General features: G+C 66.9%; 16 protein-coding genes. 15 read left to right on the top strand and 1 reads right to left on the bottom strand.

What is annotated here, in order from left to right; all coding sequences use genetic code 11:
* Positions 1 to 2: 2 nt before the first annotated feature.
* The 14 genes from NNX37_RS06030 (at position 3) to dhaM (ending at position 12,900) form a co-directional block, all read left to right on the top strand.
* Positions 3 to 503 (top strand): DUF3180 domain-containing protein, encoded by a 501-nt coding sequence (locus NNX37_RS06030; protein WP_255791397.1) that lies wholly within the window; start codon positions 3 to 5, stop codon positions 501 to 503.
* Positions 496 to 1,008: a PH domain-containing protein gene (locus tag NNX37_RS06035; protein WP_255791398.1), complete on the top strand. Its 513-nt coding sequence runs from the start codon at positions 496 to 498 to the stop codon at positions 1,006 to 1,008. The genes NNX37_RS06030 and NNX37_RS06035 overlap by 8 nt, the downstream gene beginning before the upstream one ends.
* The gene (locus NNX37_RS06040; protein ID WP_255791399.1) at positions 1,005 to 2,636 is read left to right on the top strand and encodes a PH domain-containing protein; all 1,632 of its coding nucleotides are present in this window, start codon (positions 1,005 to 1,007) and stop codon (positions 2,634 to 2,636) included. Before NNX37_RS06035 ends, NNX37_RS06040 begins: the two co-directional genes overlap by 4 nt.
* Positions 2,623 to 3,546: a Rossmann-like and DUF2520 domain-containing protein gene (locus NNX37_RS06045; protein WP_255791400.1), complete on the top strand. Its 924-nt coding sequence runs from the start codon at positions 2,623 to 2,625 to the stop codon at positions 3,544 to 3,546. The genes NNX37_RS06040 and NNX37_RS06045 overlap by 14 nt, the downstream gene beginning before the upstream one ends.
* Before the next feature lie 38 nt (positions 3,547 to 3,584).
* Entirely contained in the window at positions 3,585 to 4,484 is a 900-nt protein-coding gene (gene panC, locus NNX37_RS06050; RefSeq protein WP_255791401.1) for a pantoate--beta-alanine ligase, read from the top strand.
* Positions 4,485 to 4,622: 138 nt separating this feature from the next.
* Entirely contained in the window at positions 4,623 to 6,077 is a 1,455-nt protein-coding gene (lysS, locus tag NNX37_RS06055) for a lysine--tRNA ligase (RefSeq protein ID WP_255791534.1), read from the top strand.
* A gap of 2 nt (positions 6,078 to 6,079) precedes the next feature.
* Positions 6,080 to 6,262, top strand: coding sequence for a hypothetical protein (locus NNX37_RS06060; RefSeq protein WP_255791402.1), 183 nt, complete (start codon positions 6,080 to 6,082; stop codon positions 6,260 to 6,262).
* 91 nt (positions 6,263 to 6,353) lie between these two features.
* The gene (locus NNX37_RS06065) at positions 6,354 to 6,680 is read left to right on the top strand and encodes a histone-like nucleoid-structuring protein Lsr2 (RefSeq protein ID WP_255765597.1); all 327 of its coding nucleotides are present in this window, start codon (positions 6,354 to 6,356) and stop codon (positions 6,678 to 6,680) included.
* A 96-nt stretch (positions 6,681 to 6,776) separates the two neighbouring features.
* Positions 6,777 to 9,284: an ATP-dependent Clp protease ATP-binding subunit gene (locus NNX37_RS06070; protein ID WP_255791403.1), complete on the top strand. Its 2,508-nt coding sequence runs from the start codon at positions 6,777 to 6,779 to the stop codon at positions 9,282 to 9,284.
* Between the two features lie 148 nt (positions 9,285 to 9,432).
* Positions 9,433 to 9,948, top strand: a complete 516-nt coding sequence (locus tag NNX37_RS06075; RefSeq protein ID WP_255791404.1) for an amino-acid N-acetyltransferase — start codon at positions 9,433 to 9,435, stop codon at positions 9,946 to 9,948.
* Positions 9,949 to 10,141: 193 nt separating this feature from the next.
* A complete protein-coding gene (locus tag NNX37_RS06080) occupies positions 10,142 to 10,318 on the top strand; it encodes a CsbD family protein (protein ID WP_230025589.1) in 177 nt (58 codons plus the stop codon).
* A gap of 196 nt (positions 10,319 to 10,514) precedes the next feature.
* Positions 10,515 to 11,516 carry a dihydroxyacetone kinase subunit DhaK gene (gene dhaK / locus NNX37_RS06085; RefSeq protein ID WP_255791407.1) on the top strand — a complete coding sequence of 334 codons (1,002 nt, stop codon included), beginning with the start codon at positions 10,515 to 10,517 and terminating at the stop codon, positions 11,514 to 11,516.
* A gap of 2 nt (positions 11,517 to 11,518) precedes the next feature.
* The gene (gene dhaL, locus NNX37_RS06090) at positions 11,519 to 12,160 is read left to right on the top strand and encodes a dihydroxyacetone kinase subunit DhaL (protein WP_255791408.1); all 642 of its coding nucleotides are present in this window, start codon (positions 11,519 to 11,521) and stop codon (positions 12,158 to 12,160) included.
* The gene (dhaM, locus tag NNX37_RS06095) at positions 12,157 to 12,900 is read left to right on the top strand and encodes a dihydroxyacetone kinase phosphoryl donor subunit DhaM (RefSeq protein WP_255791409.1); all 744 of its coding nucleotides are present in this window, start codon (positions 12,157 to 12,159) and stop codon (positions 12,898 to 12,900) included. The genes dhaL and dhaM overlap by 4 nt, the downstream gene beginning before the upstream one ends.
* A 12-nt stretch (positions 12,901 to 12,912) precedes the next feature.
* Here dhaM and NNX37_RS06100 read toward each other — a convergent pair whose 3' ends face one another.
* Positions 12,913 to 13,854 (bottom strand): HhH-GPD family protein, encoded by a 942-nt coding sequence (locus NNX37_RS06100; protein WP_255791410.1) that lies wholly within the window; start codon positions 13,852 to 13,854, stop codon positions 12,913 to 12,915.
* 82 nt (positions 13,855 to 13,936) lie between these two features.
* Here NNX37_RS06100 and NNX37_RS06105 point away from each other — a divergent pair, with 82 nt between their 5' ends.
* On the top strand, positions 13,937 to 14,605 hold the full coding sequence (locus NNX37_RS06105) for a DUF4232 domain-containing protein (protein WP_255791411.1): 669 nt from the start codon (positions 13,937 to 13,939) through the stop codon (positions 14,603 to 14,605).
* The last annotated feature ends 1 nt before the right edge of the window (position 14,606 follow it).

Genomic DNA, 14,606 nt, shown 5'->3' on the forward strand with positions numbered 1-14,606 from the left:
CCGTGAGCACCATCCGCTATCGGTGGCTGGCCGTCATCGGCCTCGCCGCCGGACTGGTGGGCTGGGCCGCAAACTCGTTCCTGACGGCAAACGGCTACCCCGCACCCGTGCTGAGCCCCGTGGCGCTGGTGGCCATCATCCTGGTGACCGGTGCAACCCTCTTCCTCGGACTGCGGGTGCGCAGCTGGCGCAACGGCCGGCGGGACCGGGAGCTGGACCCCATCGCCGCCGCCCGCACCGTCGTCCTGGCACAGGCCCTCGCCTACGCCGGTGCCCTGCTGCTCGGCTGGCATGCCGCCGTCTTCCTCACCCAGCTGCCCCTGTGGTCGCTGCGCCCCGGCCATCCGGCCACCTGGTCCTCCCTGGCCGTCAGTGCCGGCGGAATACTGATGATTGCCGCGGGACTCACCGTGGAGCGGTTCTGTAAACTGCCGCCCGAGGACAAGGACGGCACCGGGCCCGGCTCGGGAGACGGAGCCGGAGATGGAGGAGAATATGCCTAGCGAGGCACTCGACCCGGCAGCAGTGCAGTGGCAGCGTGTCTCCCCGAAGTACCTGAGGCTGCGCCTGCTGAGCTGGGGCATCGAAACAGCCATCACGCTGCTGATCACCGGCCTTCCGCTGGTCCTGCGCCTCACCGGAATCTGGCCCGGGTATCCGGCCTGGCTGGCCTGGGGGCTGCCGGTCTTCTTTGCCGTCACCCTGCTGTGGCGCGGGCTGCTGCTTCCCCGGCAGGTCCGGGCCATCGGATATGCCGAGCGCAACGAGGACCTGCTGCTTCGCCGGGGCATCTTCTTCCAGCGCACCCTCGTGGTCCCCTACGGCCGAATGCAGTACGTGGACGTCGCGGTAGGCCCACTGGAACGGGCTTTCGGGCTGTGCACCCTGAAACTCCATACCGCCGCCCCCGGCACCAACGCAGGCATCGCCGGACTGCCGAGCGACGAGGGTGCCCGCCTGCGGGAGCACTTGTCCGCACGCGGCGAAGCGCAGCTGGCCGGACTGTGACCGCCGGCGCCCCCCGGGGTCCGGGAGAGGAACCCGCAACCGCCGGCCCGGATCCGGCAGCAAAGACCGAACCCGAATGGAAACGGGTGCATCCGGTCTCTCCGCTGGTCCGCGGCTGGATAGCCCTGGCGGCCCTCGCCTATTTTGTCGGCAGGGACCAGGTGGAATCGGGGTTCGCCGGCGGCGGCATGGACCTCCCGGCAGGCTCCGCACTCTACTGGACCCTCCTGGCTCTGGGAATGGCCCTGGTGGTTATTGCCGGCGCCTTCTTCCTGTCCTGGTGGTTTACCCGTTACCAGCTCACCCATGACCATATCCGGGTGCATTCAGGCGTGGTGGTACGCCGGCAGCGCCAGGCCCGGCTGGACCGGGTGCAGGCCATCGACATTGTTCAACCCCTGCTTGCCCGGATCTTCGGGCTGGCGGAACTTCGCTTTGAAGTGGCCGACGCCGGCGAGTCGGCGGTGCGCCTGGCCTTCCTCCGGCTCCGCGACGCACAGCAGCTGCGCGCACAGATCCTCGAGGACGCTTCCGGTGCCGGGGAAACACACGCCGACGGCGACGGCGACGCCGGCGACGCGACCGTGCCGGGCGAACAGCAGGTGCTGGCACTGTCACCCGGACGCGTGATCGCTTCCGTCCTGCTGTCCGGAACCACCGTCCTCCTGGTGCTGGCAGTGGCCGGCGTGATTGTCCTGACGGCGCTCACCGGCGAGGCCGCCTCCATCGCCGCCATGGTGCCCATCATCTTTGGATTCGGCAGTGCGTACTGGAACCTGTTCAGTTCCGGCTTCAACTTCCGTGCCTCCGTGTCGCGGGAGGGGATCCGACTCCGCTCCGGGCTGCTGGACACCCGTGCCTCCACCGTGCCGCCGGGCCGGATCCAGGCACTGGTTGTCCGGCAGCCACCCCTGTGGCGGATCCCAGGGTGGTATTCGATTTCCGTGAACGTTGCCGGATACGGCGCCGGCTCCGACAACGCGTCATCCGCCCGCACCCGGCTGCTGCCCGCCGGAACATCGGAGGAGGTCCTCCGGATGCTGGCACTGGTCCTGCCGGTTGCCGGAACCGCGGACCCGGTGGGAGTGTTCACCGCCGGGATGGATGGGACCGGCCCGGCCGCGGGCTTCACAATTACGCCGCGGCGGGCGCGCTGGCGCGCCCCGCTGGCCTGGCGGCGGAACGGTTTCCTGGTCACGGACAGCGCGCTCCTCGCCCGGCACGGATATCTGTGGCGGTCGCTTCAGGTGGTTCCGCACAGCAGGACCCAGTCCCTCGCCCTGGAACAGGGGCCGCTGCAGCGGCTGCAGCGGCTGGCGGATCTGGTCCTGCACTCCACGCCCGGGCCGGTGTCCCCCCGCGTCGTGGAAATCGATGCAGACACCGCCCGGCAGCTGCTCGACGACCAGTCGCTGCGGGCACGGACCGCCCGCCGCCGCGACCTCCCGGAACAGTGGCTGCGCGGGACCGGGCCTTCCCTGGCCAAGTCCGCATCTTTCCCTGCACCGCCGCAATCCCAGGCGCCGCCGCCCGCGCCGGTTCTCCCGCCGCCAGCCCCGGTTTCCCCACCACCCACCCCAGTTTCCCCACCCGTCTCCAAGGAGGAGCCTCCCCATGAACACCGCTGAGTCTGCCAGCGTCGAAGAACGCCGCCGCCGCGGCCGCCTGGGGGTCGGCGTCATAGGTGCGGGCCGGGTCGGCGCCGTCCTGGGTGCTGCCCTGCGCGCGGCCGAACACGCCGTCGTCGGAGTGTCCGCGGTGTCCGACGCCAGCCGCGAACGGGCCGAAAACCTCCTTCCCGGAGTTCCGATCCTTGAGATCCCCGACATTGTGGAGCGTTCCGAACTGGTCCTTCTCGCTGTCCCGGATGATGCCCTGGAACCGCTGGTCTCCGGACTCGCCAAGACGGGTGCCTGGCAGGCCGGCCAGCTCGTGGCCCACACCTCCGGACGGTTCGGCACCGAGGTCCTCGCCCCGGCCCGGGCCGCGGGCGCCATTCCGCTGGCACTGCACCCGGCCATGACCTTCACCGGGATGAGCCTGGACCTGACCCGGCTGGCGGACTGCTCCTTCGGCATCAGCGCCCCCGCCGCCGTCCTGCCGATCGCCCAGGCGCTCGTGGTGGAAATGGGCGCCGAACCGGTGGTCATCGACGAAGCGGACCGGGTGCTCTACCACGCGGCCCTCGCCCACGCCTCCAACCACCTGGTCACGCTCGCCTCCCAGTCGACGCAGCTGCTGGCGGGCCTTGGCGTCGAACATCCGGACCGGCTCCTGGGTCCGCTGATGCGGGCGTCGCTGGAAAACGCGCTTGCCTCCGGCGAAGGGGCCCTCACCGGACCGGTGGCCCGCGGCGACGTCGGCACCGTCTGGGCCCATACCCGTGCCCTTGCCGAAGCCGGGACCGAAGACCTCCGCGCCGCCTACGCTGCGCTGTCCGCCGCCACCGCCTCCCGCGCGGTGGACCGCGGACTGCTCACCCAGCAGCAGGGTGACGCCATCCTGGCCGCCCTGCGGCAGGATCCCGAAAACCCCTGAGAACCCCGAACAACCCCGATAACAGTAGAAGGACAGCGTTGAACACCCCCCGCCTCGTCACCACAGCCGCCGAACTGCGCGCCGCCACTACGGAACTGCTGCATAAAGCCGCAGCCGCGAACCCCTCCCGCCCGCCCTCCCTCGCGTTGGTCCCCACCATGGGGGCCCTGCACGAAGGGCACGCCTCCCTGATGGGCGCCGCCCGGGCGGACAACGACGTCGTCACCGCATCGGTGTTCGTCAACCCCCTGCAGTTCGACGATCCCGCGGACCTGGAGCGGTACCCCCGCACCCTCGACGCGGACCTGGAGCTCCTGGGCCGGGCGGGGGTGGATCTGGTCTTCGCCCCGTTCGAGGAGGAAATGTACCCCGGCGGTGCTCCGCTGGTGCGCCTGAGCGCCGGCACCATGGGCACCCGATGGGAGGGTGCAGTCAGGCCGGGACACTTCGACGGCGTACTCACCGTGGTCGCCAAGCTTTTCCACCTCGCTGCCCCGCCGGTGCCGGCACGTTTCCGGGCCTACTTCGGGCAGAAGGACGCCCAGCAGGTGGCCCTCATCCGGCGGATGGTTGCCGACCTCAACTTCGACGTCGAGGTCACCGGCGTGCCGATTGTCCGTGCAGCGGACGGACTCGCCGAATCCAGCCGGAACCGTTTCCTCGACGCCGGCCAGCGGCAGGCGGCACTCGTGCTGTCCCGCGCGCTGCACCTGCTGAAGGAACGCGCTGCGGCGGGCAAACCGCTGGACCTGCCCGCCGCCGTCGAACTCGTTTCCGCGCAGCCCGGTGTGGAACTGGATTACTTCGAGGTGGTGGACCCGCAGACCCTCGAACCGCTTCCCGCACCTGCCGGCGAACCGCTGGCCGGAACGGCGCTGGCACTGCTCGCCGCACGGGTGGGTCCGGTCCGCCTGATCGACAACGCCCTCCTGCCGTAGCGAAAGTACCTGCGCTCCCTGCGTCCTGTGGGCAGGGCGCATGGAGCGCAGGAACCGGGAGCGGTGCTTTGCTCTGTAAACTTAACAACCGTGACCACATCTAACCCCGTTCCCGAAGCCGCAGACACCTCCGAACAAATGCGCATCCGTGCCGAGAAGCGTGCGCGGCTGATTGACCGCGGGGACGAGGCCTACCCGGTAGGGGTGGAACGCACCGCCTCGCTGAAGGAAGTCCGCGAGAAATTCGGCCACCTGCAGGCCGACGAAGCCAGCGGCGAGACCGTCGGTGTGACCGGCCGCGTGGTGTTCATCCGCAACACCGGAAAGCTTTGCTTCGCCACGCTGCAGGAAGGCAACGGAACCCGGCTGCAGGCGATGCTCAGCCTCGCCGTCGTCGGCGAGGAATCCCTCGCGGACTGGAAATCCCTCGTGGACCTGGGCGACATTGTCTTCATCCGCGGCGAGGTCATCTCTTCCCGCCGCGGTGAACTCTCCGTGATGGCCCAGTCCTGGTCCATGGCGTCCAAGGCCCTGCGGCCGCTGCCGGTGCTGCACGCCGGACTGAGCGAGGAAACCCGTGTCCGCCAGCGCTACGTGGACCTGATGGTGCGCGACGAAGCCCGCGACATGGTCTACAAGCGTGCGGCAGTCATCCGCGGGGTCCGCGACACCCTGCACGGCCACGGCTACGTGGAGGTGGAAACCCCCATGCTGCAGCTGGTGCACGGCGGTGCCGCAGCCCGTCCGTTCGAAACACACCTGAATGCCTTCGACCAGAAGATGACCCTGCGCATCGCCACCGAGCTGTATCTCAAGCGGGCGGTAGTGGGCGGAATCGAGCGGGTCTTCGAGATCGGCCGCATTTTCCGCAACGAGGGTGTGGACTCCACGCATTCCCCCGAATTCACCACGCTGGAATGCTACGAGGCCTACGCGGACCAGTTTGTAATGGCCGACCGGATGAAGGAAATCATCCTGCACTGCGCTGACCTCATGGGCAGCCGGAAGATTGAAACCGCCGCCGGCACCATTGACCTCGACGGCGAGTGGCGCTGGCTGAGCGTGTACCCCGGCCTGTCCGAGGCAGTCGGTACGGAGATCACCCCCGAAACCGACGCCGCAGCGCTCCGGGACATTGCAGAAAAGCACGGCGTAAAGGTGGACCCGAAGTGGGACGCGGAAAAACTCGTGATTGAGCTGTTCGGCGAAATTGTGGAGCCGACGCTGCTGCAGCCCACCTTTGTCTACGACTATCCGCCCTCGGCGCAGCCGCTCGCCCGCCCGAACCGCGAGGATCCCCGCCTGATTGAAGCCTGGGACCTCATTATCGGCGGCATGGAACGCGGCACGGCCTTCTCGGAGCTGATTGACCCGGTCATCCAGCGTGAACGCCTCACCGAGCAGTCCCTTCTGGCCGCCGGCGGCGACGACGAGGCCATGGCCCTGGACGAGGACTTCCTGCGGGCGCTCGAATACGGCGCCCCTCCCATGGGTGGCATCGGCCTCGGAATTGACCGCCTTGTGATGCTTTTCACGAATACAGGAATCAGGGAAACAATTCTGTTTCCCCTCCTAAAGCCGGAAATGGGTTAAGCATGGAATATGTAGAAGTCCTCCTGCCGTCAGTTTGTGTTGCAGCTCTCTTTTATTTCGTGATGCGGGCCCTGCTTAACTCGGATCGGTCGGAACGGCAGGCGCTGGCTGAGGCCGAGAGGGAAGCTGACCAGAGTGTAGCCCATGAAGCTTTGAAAAAACCGGGTGAAGAAGACAATAAATAGCCAAGTACTTTGACGGGGCTTTACTAATTGCGCCATACTCTAAGTGGTCTCATAATTAGTCTTCCCATATTTAGCTGCTTAGGAGCCTGTCATGGCGCAAAAAGTAAAAATCATTCTCGTGGATGACGTCGACGGCGGAAGTGCGGATGAGACCGTACGGTTTGCCCTGGACGGGTCACAGTACGAGATTGATCTGTCAAAGGACAATGCCAAAACTCTCCGTGATGCACTGAAGCCCTATGTTGATGCCGGCCGCAAGGTTGGCGGCCGCACCGGCCGTCCGCGCGGCACCGGATCCGCCCGCAGTAATGAAGCAGCACAGATCCGCGAATGGGCCCGTAAGAACGGCTACACGGTTTCCGAGCGGGGCCGCGTCAACAGCGAGATCATCGATGCCTACCGGGCAGCGCAGAGCTAGGCATACCGCTTAGGTCTCACGCCGATGGCGAACAAGCTCCTATTGCACCCCTGGGGCACGTAGCATCGAATTACGCGTTAGCTAGGAGTGTGCCTCATGTTTGAAAGATTTACCGACCGTGCCCGTCGCGTTGTCGTGCTTGCCCAAGAAGAGGCCCGCATGCTCAACCACAACTACATCGGCACCGAGCATATTTTGCTTGGGCTCATTCATGAGGGTGAAGGTGTCGCTGCTAAGGCCCTTGAATCCCTGGGCATCTCGCTTGGTGCTGTCCGCGAGCAGGTGCAGGAGATCATCGGTCAGGGCCAGCAGGCCCCGACCGGTCACATCCCCTTCACCCCGCGGGCCAAGAAGGTGCTGGAGCTCTCGCTCCGTGAAGCCCTGCAGCTCGGCCATAACTACATCGGCACCGAACACATCCTGCTCGGCCTGATCCGTGAAGGTGAAGGCGTCGCCGCGCAGGTACTGGTCAAGCTTGGTGCTGACCTGAACCGCGTCCGCCAGCAGGTCATCCAGCTGCTTTCCGGCTACCAGGGCAAGGAGCCCGTCTCCACCGGTGGCCAGCAGCAGGAAGGCCAGCCCGCCGGATCCGTGGTGCTGGACCAGTTCGGCCGCAACCTGACCCAGGCCGCGCGTGAATCCAAGCTCGACCCGGTAATCGGGCGCGAGCATGAAATGGAACGCGTGATGCAGGTGCTTTCACGCAGGACCAAGAACAACCCCGTCCTGATCGGCGAGCCCGGCGTCGGCAAGACCGCCGTCGTCGAGGGCCTGGCCCAGGCAATCGTGCGCGGCGACGTGCCCGAGACCCTCAAGGACAAGCAGCTCTACACCTTGGACCTGGGTTCGCTTGTTGCCGGTTCGCGCTACCGCGGCGACTTTGAGGAACGCCTGAAGAAGGTCCTCAAGGAAATCCGCACCCGCGGCGACATCATCCTGTTCATCGACGAGATCCACACCCTCGTGGGTGCAGGTGCCGCCGAAGGCGCCATCGACGCCGCATCGATCCTGAAGCCGATGCTGGCCCGGGGCGAGCTGCAGACCATCGGTGCCACCACGCTGGACGAGTACCGCAAGCACATCGAAAAGGATGCCGCGCTGGAGCGCCGCTTCCAGCCGATCCAGGTTGCCGAGCCGTCGGTGGCGCACGCCATCGAGATCCTCAAGGGCCTGCGTGACCGCTACGAAGCGCACCACCGGGTTTCCATTACCGATGCCGCACTGGCTTCCGCGGCAACGCTGGCCGAGCGGTACATCAGTGACCGGTTCCTGCCGGACAAGGCAATCGACCTGATTGACGAGGCCGGCGCCCGGCTGCGGATCCGCCGGATGACGGCTCCGCCGGAGCTGAAGGAAATCGACGAGCGGATCTCGGCGCTGAAGATGGAGAAGGAGTCCGCAATTGACTCCCAGGACTTCGAAGGTGCCGCCTCCCTGCGCGACAAGGAGCAGAAGCTCCAGGACCAGCGCGCGGAGAAGGAACGCCAGTGGAAGTCCGGCGGCCTGGATGACATTGCCGAGGTGGATGAGGAACTCATCGCCGAGGTGCTTGCCAACTCCACCGGCATCCCCGTGGTCAAGCTGAACGAGGAAGAATCCACCCGCCTGCTGCGGATGGAGGACGAACTCCACAAGCGCGTCATCGGCCAGGACCAGGCCATCAAGTCCATCTCGCAGGCCATGCGCCGTACGCGGGCCGGACTGAAGGACCCCAAGCGTCCCGGCGGCTCCTTCATCTTCGCCGGTCCCACCGGCGTCGGTAAGACCGAGCTGGCCAAGGCACTTGCCGAGTTCCTGTTCGGCGACGAAGATGCCCTCATCACCCTGGATATGTCCGAATACGCAGAGAAGCACACTGTCTCGCGCCTGTTCGGTGCTCCTCCCGGATACGTGGGCTACGAAGAGGGCGGGCAGCTGACCGAAAAGGTCCGCCGCCGTCCGTTCTCCGTGGTGCTGTTCGACGAAGTGGAGAAGGCCCACTCGGACCTCTTCAACTCGCTGCTGCAGATCCTGGAAGACGGCCGCCTGACCGACGCCCAGGGCCGGATGGTGGACTTCAAGAACACCATCATCATCATGACGACCAACCTGGGTACCCGGGACATCTCCAAGGGCGTTATGACGGGCTTCCAGTCCGGTACGGACACCAAGACCGGTTACGACCGGATGCGGGCACGGGTCACGGAAGAACTGAAGCAGCACTTCCGCCCCGAGTTCCTCAACCGTGTTGATGACACCGTGGTCTTCCCGCAGCTGACCCAGGAAGAGATTGTCCAGATTGTGGACCTGTTCCTGAACCGCCTGAGCCAGCGCCTGGCCGAGAAGGGCATGAGCATCGAGCTCACCCCGGCCGCCAAGGTACTGCTGGCAACCCGCGGCTACGATCCCGCGATGGGTGCCCGGCCGCTGCGCCGGACCATCCAGCGCGAAATCGAGGACCAGCTGTCCGAGAAGATCCTCTTCGGCGAGCTGAAGCCCGGCGAGGTCATCTCGGTGGACGTCGAGGGCGAAGGCGACGAAGCGAAGTTCACCTTCGTCGGCAGCGGTGTCCCAAAGGCCATTGAGGAAGCTACCCCGGCAATCGAAGCCGGCGTCACCGACTAACAACCGGATAGCAGAACCAATTGCACGGTAAGGACCCGGCGGGCAGACAGCCCGCCGGGTCCTTCCGCGTTAACCGGCTCCCGGTTCGGTGGCGCTGACCTGCGGAAGCATTTGGGCGGACCCGCCCCGGCAGCCCTAGACTGGGCCGGTGACCTCCGTACCCGCCATCACTATCCGCCGCGCCCGCACTTCTGACGTGCCGAGGATCCGCGCCCTTGTTGCACCCCTTGCCGAGGAACGGATCCTGGTGGCCAAGGAAGCTGTGGCCTACTACGAGGCGCTGCAAGAATTCCGGGTCGCCGAGGACGCTGACGGGCGGATTGTCGGGTGCGGTGCCCTGCACGTGATGTGGGAAGACCTCGCCGAGGTGCGGACGCTGGCCGCCGATCCGGCCCTGCGCGGCAGCGGCATCGGCCATCGCCTGCTGGAACAGCTGCTGGCCGATGCCGTCGAAATCGGCGTCACCCGGGTGTTCTGCCTGACCTTTGAAGTGGATTTCTTCCGCCGGCACGGATTTGCCGTGATGGCCAATCAATCCGCGGTTGATCCCGAGGTCTACTCCGAACTGCTGCGCTCCTCCGATGAGGGCGTCGCTGAATTCCTGGACCTCGCGCGGGTAAAGCCGAACACCCTTGGAAATACGCGGATGATCCGCTCGTTTTAGCCGGCGGACGCCCGCAGCGCGTTCGCAGAGAGAGGAACCGGCCGGTCTGCGCTGGCCTTTTCCTTTCGATACTGGATAAGCTCAGGCTACTTAGCATCATCAACGGCCCCTATGAAGCGCGGCGAAAAAACGGCTGCGAACCAGCAGCGGTTTCGCGTTTGGGACGGGCCACGATCAGAAAGCGGGTTCAGTAATGGGCGCAGATGACAAGATGCAGAACAAGGCCGAAAACCTTGGCGGCAAGGTCAAGGAAGGCGTAGGCAAGGCTACCGGCAACGAGAGCATGGAAGCCGAAGGCCACGGCGACCAGGCCAAGTCGAGCCTGAAGGACGCCGGAGAAAACGTCAAGGACGCTTTCAAGGGCAAGTAAGGTTTTAGGAAAAAGCGGGAGGGGTTCACCCCTCCCGCTTTTTTGTGCCGCAAACCGTTTCCAGAGCCTCTATCAGTGTTGGCTGGACACCCCGCTGCCCTGTTGCACTGCTTCACGCGCAGGTAGGGTCGTTGGGGTGAGGGAGCCTTGGCGTGCCCGCAGGGCTCAAAGTCCGTCCACTAAGGAGCCCGGCGTCATGAAGAAACTCATCAACAACCCCCGCTCGGTGGTGGCCGAATCGCTCGAAGGCTTCGGGCTGGCCCACCACGAGCTGGTCCAGATCCATCTGGACCCGGACTACGTGCTTCGGCGCGATGTTCCGGTCGAGGGCAAGGTAGGCCTGGTCTCCGGCGGCGGCAGCGGACACGAGCCCCTGCACGGCGGCTATGTGGGCCGCGGAATGCTCACCGCCGCTGTCCCCGGTCCGGTGTTCACCTCGCCTACCCCGGACCAGATCCTCCCGGCCATCGTTAAGAGCGATTCCGGGTCGGGCGTCCTGCTTGTCGTGAAGAACTACACCGGAGACGTCCTGAACTTTGAGACCGCCGCCGAGCTTGCCGGCGTCGAAGGCATCGACGTCCGCACAGTGGTGGTGAACGACGACGTCGCGGTGGAGGACTCGCTCTACACAGCGGGCAGGCGCGGCGTGGCCGGTACCGTGCTGCTGGAGCGGATCGCCGGCGGTGCCGCGGACCGGGGCGACGATCTCGGCAAGGTGGCGGAGATCGCCGAGCGGGTGAACGCCAACGTGCGGTCCATGGGCGTGGCCCTGGCACCCTGTACCGTGCCGCATGCCGGCGAGCCGAGCTTCACCCTCGCTGAAGACGAGATTGAAATGGGCGTGGGAATCCACGGCGAGCCCGGCCGGCACCGGGTGCCGATGACCAACGCAGATTCCATCACGGACCAGCTGATGGAACCGGTGCTGAGCGACCTCGGCGTCGCCTCCGGGGACCGGGTGCTGCTGTTTGTGAACGGAATGGGCGGAACCCCGCTGAGCGAGCTGTACATCGTGTACCGCCGCGCGGCTAAGATCCTTGAAGAGCGCGGCGCCCGGGTGGAACGTTCCCTGGTGGGCAACTACATCACCGCCCTCGAAATGGAGGGTGCGTCGGTGACCGTCCTGAGACTGGACGATGAGCTGACGGACCTGTGGGACTCGCCGGTGAACACCCCGGCACTGCGGTGGGGAGTGTAGGAATGGCACTGGATGCAGCCTGGGCAGATCAGTGGATGCGCCTCAGCGCCGCCGCCCTCAATGAGAACCGGCAGCGGCTGACCACCCTGGACCGGGAGATCGGCGACGCGGACCACGGCGAAAACATGGAACGCGGATTCGGCGCGGTGGTGGAGAAGCTGGATGCCGACGGCGTTCCGGAAACTCCCGCAGCGGTCTTCAAGACCACGGCCATGACCCTGATGTCGAAGGTTGGAGGTGCCGCCGGTCCGCTGTACGGGACGGCGTTCCTGCGTGCCTCCACCGCGGCGGGTGCGGCGCCGGCTCTCGGCCCGGCCGAACTGGTGGCTGTCCTGGCGGCCGCCCGGGACGGCATAGTTGCCCGCGGCAAGGCCGAACCGGGCGACAAGACCATGATCGATGCCTGGACCCCCGCCGTCGATGCCGCCGTGACGGCCGAGTCTGCCGGCTCCGGGCCGGTGGAGATCCTCACTGCGGCCGCGAACGCCGCCGAGGCGGGATTGGCCGGGACCGAGCCGCTCGTCGCCCGCAAGGGCCGGGCCAGCTATCTCGGGGAACGCAGTGCCGGACATCTGGATCCCGGGGCCGCCTCCACGGCGCTGATCCTGCATGCGGCGGTTTCGGCGGCGGAGGCGGCAGCGTGAGTGTCGGCCTGGTGGTTGTCTCCCACAGCGCGAAGCTGGCCGAAGGCGTCTGCGAGCTTGCCGCCCAGATGGCCGCCGATGTTTCCATTGCTGCGGCCGGCGGGACAGACGACGGCGGCATCGGCACCAGCCTGGAGAAAATCATGGCCGGTATTGCCGCTACGGACTCCGGCGAGGGCACGGTGCTGCTGACCGATCTGGGATCCGCGGTGATGACCGCGGAATCAGCCCTGGAGTTCCTCGAACCCGAGCAGCAGCAGCGGGTCCGGATGGCGGATGCGCCGCTGGTGGAGGGTACGGTGGCCGCCGCCGTAGCGGCGCAGACCGGCAGGAGCGTCGCTGACGTTGCGGCGGCGGCGGAGTCCGCCGGAGCATCCTATGCACCGGACGGTGAAACGCCCGGTAAAGCGTCCGGCGCAGCCGGCGACGCTGGTGCGCCTGCGCCTGCGCCTGCGGAACCGGAGCAGGAGCCGGCTGCCGGTGACACCGCCAGCGGCGCCTGGACGCTGGTAAACCCGATGGGCCTGCACGCCCGTCCGGCTGCGGTGGTGGCCCAACTGCTGGCGGACCTGGATGCGGAGATCACCATCAACGGGGTGGACGGCAAGTCGGTCATGATGCTGATGACGCTGGGCCTGCGGCCGGGGGCGACCCTCAGCGCCACTGCCACCGGACCCGATGCGGCCCGGGCCGTGGAACTCCTGGCGGAGCAGGTGCGGAACGGGTTCGGGGAAATCTGAGTCCTTCGCCGGTCAAAGCGGCAGTGACACTCCGCTGGCGTCTTCCGCGGCCAGCCGGTCCGCCAGAAGACCGGTCAGCGCCCGCTCCATCTGCTCCTGCGGTGCCTGCAGCCGGTGCAGGGCGGCCAAGGGGCCGAGTTCGGCCGCCAGGGGCGGAGCGCCCAGATCAACCGGCGCGTGCAGCAGCAGTTCCCGGCGGACCGGGCCGTCAGCCGAGCGCAGCACCGCCATCATGGCCCCGCGGACCTGACGGTCCGTTCCCGCCCAGGCCTGGCCCCTGGCGGTGTAGTGCGGTTCCGGCCTGCCCGCGGCCACCCAGGCGCAGCGGTCCAGTATCGGACACTGATCGCACTTAGGGCTGCGGGCCGTGCACACCACCGCGCCGAGTTCCATGACGGAAGCATTCCAGGCCACGGAATCCGAGGTGTCGGCGGGCAGCAGTGAAGCAGCGAGCCGCATTTCCGCAGCGGTCAGCGCGGGTGAGGGCAGGGCATTGCCGGTCACTGCGCGGGCATGTACCCGCCGGATGTTGGTGTCCACCACTGTTTCCCGCCGGCCGAAGGCAAACGCCGCCACGGCTGCGGCCGTATAGTCGCCGACGCCGGGCAGCCGCAGCAGTTCCGGATAAGTCGAGGGAACCTCGCCGCCGAACTCCTCCACGATGGCTTTCGCAGCGGCGTGCAGCCGCAGCGCCCGGCGGGGATAACCGAGCCTGCCCCAGGCCCGGACCGCCTCGCCGCTGGATTCGGAGGCCAGCCCGGCCGGCGTCGGCCACCGCTGCAGCCACGAAACCCAGACCGGCAGGACGCGGACGACGGGTGTCTGCTGGAGCATGATTTCACTGACCAGCACACCCCAGGGCGTGCGGTCGGAATCCCGCCAGGGGAGGTCGCGGGCATTGCCGGCGAACCATCCGGTGATACGACGGTGCAGTTCTTCCGCCTGTGAATCCATCTACCACTCCCTTGACCAGCAATACTCTACTAACCGGCGTGGTGCGCCTCGTAATCGAGGTACCGGTCCCTAGCCTTGAACCATGAAGGGGACCCGAACACAGCAGCCGGCCGGAGACCGCACCGCACCGCGGCGGCCGAGCCCCGCCGTCTACCGTCGCCGGCGGCTCGTTGCCGCCGTCCTTGCCGTGCTGCTCCTCGTGGGGCTCGGCTTCGCAGTTGCCGCCGTGGTTGGCGTCCTGACCCCGGAAAAACAGCCCGTAGCCGACGCGACCGTCCCGGCTCCGACCCTCACCTCGCCGGCCGCCACCGCGGCCGCGGCCAAAACACCGAAACCACCGAAACCGGCGGCAAGCCCGTCGGAATCCGCCTGCCGGCCGGACGCAGTTTCGGTGACGGCGGCCACTGATGCCGGGACCTACCCGGCCGGAGCCGCGCCTATCCTGACCCTCACCGTCACCAACACCGGGGAATCAGCCTGCGAGATCAACGTGGGCACTTCCCAGATGGAATTCCTGGTGGCCAGCGGATCGGACCGGATTTTCTCCTCCGTGGACTGCCAGGACGGCGGCAAGGACTACCTCCGGAAGGTGGAGCCCGGAGCGTCGGAGACGGCCAACTTCACCTGGGAACGGAACCGGTCAGCACCGGGCTGCGCTGCCGTGGCTTCCAACCCCAACCCCGGCTACTACGTGTTCACTGCCCGGCTTGGAGAAGCCAGCAGTGAAGCGGCCGTCTTCGAACTGGAATAGT

The sequence above is a fragment of the Arthrobacter zhaoxinii genome, assembly GCF_024385505.1.
Taxonomy (GTDB): domain Bacteria; phylum Actinomycetota; class Actinomycetes; order Actinomycetales; family Micrococcaceae; genus Arthrobacter_B; species Arthrobacter_B zhaoxinii.

What these genes read in the sequence shown, in the direction of transcription:
- NNX37_RS06035 (WP_255791398.1), top strand. Translation starts at nt 496, where the DNA reads ATGCCTAGCGAGGCACTCGACCCGGCAGCAGTGCAGTGGCAGCGTGTC.
- NNX37_RS06045 (WP_255791400.1), top strand. Translation starts at nt 2,623, where the DNA reads ATGAACACCGCTGAGTCTGCCAGCGTCGAAGAACGCCGCCGCCGCGGC.
- lysS (WP_255791534.1), top strand. Translation starts at nt 4,623, where the DNA reads ATGCGCATCCGTGCCGAGAAGCGTGCGCGGCTGATTGACCGCGGGGAC.
- NNX37_RS06060 (WP_255791402.1), top strand. Translation starts at nt 6,080, where the DNA reads ATGGAATATGTAGAAGTCCTCCTGCCGTCAGTTTGTGTTGCAGCTCTC.
- NNX37_RS06065 (WP_255765597.1), top strand. Translation starts at nt 6,354, where the DNA reads ATGGCGCAAAAAGTAAAAATCATTCTCGTGGATGACGTCGACGGCGGA.
- NNX37_RS06070 (WP_255791403.1), top strand. Translation starts at nt 6,777, where the DNA reads ATGTTTGAAAGATTTACCGACCGTGCCCGTCGCGTTGTCGTGCTTGCC.
- NNX37_RS06080 (WP_230025589.1), top strand. Translation starts at nt 10,142, where the DNA reads ATGGGCGCAGATGACAAGATGCAGAACAAGGCCGAAAACCTTGGCGGC.
- dhaK (WP_255791407.1), top strand. Translation starts at nt 10,515, where the DNA reads ATGAAGAAACTCATCAACAACCCCCGCTCGGTGGTGGCCGAATCGCTC.
- dhaL (WP_255791408.1), top strand. Translation starts at nt 11,519, where the DNA reads ATGGCACTGGATGCAGCCTGGGCAGATCAGTGGATGCGCCTCAGCGCC.
- NNX37_RS06100 (WP_255791410.1), bottom strand. Translation starts at nt 13,854, where the DNA reads ATGGATTCACAGGCGGAAGAACTGCACCGTCGTATCACCGGATGGTTC.
- NNX37_RS06105 (WP_255791411.1), top strand. Translation starts at nt 13,937, where the DNA reads ATGAAGGGGACCCGAACACAGCAGCCGGCCGGAGACCGCACCGCACCG.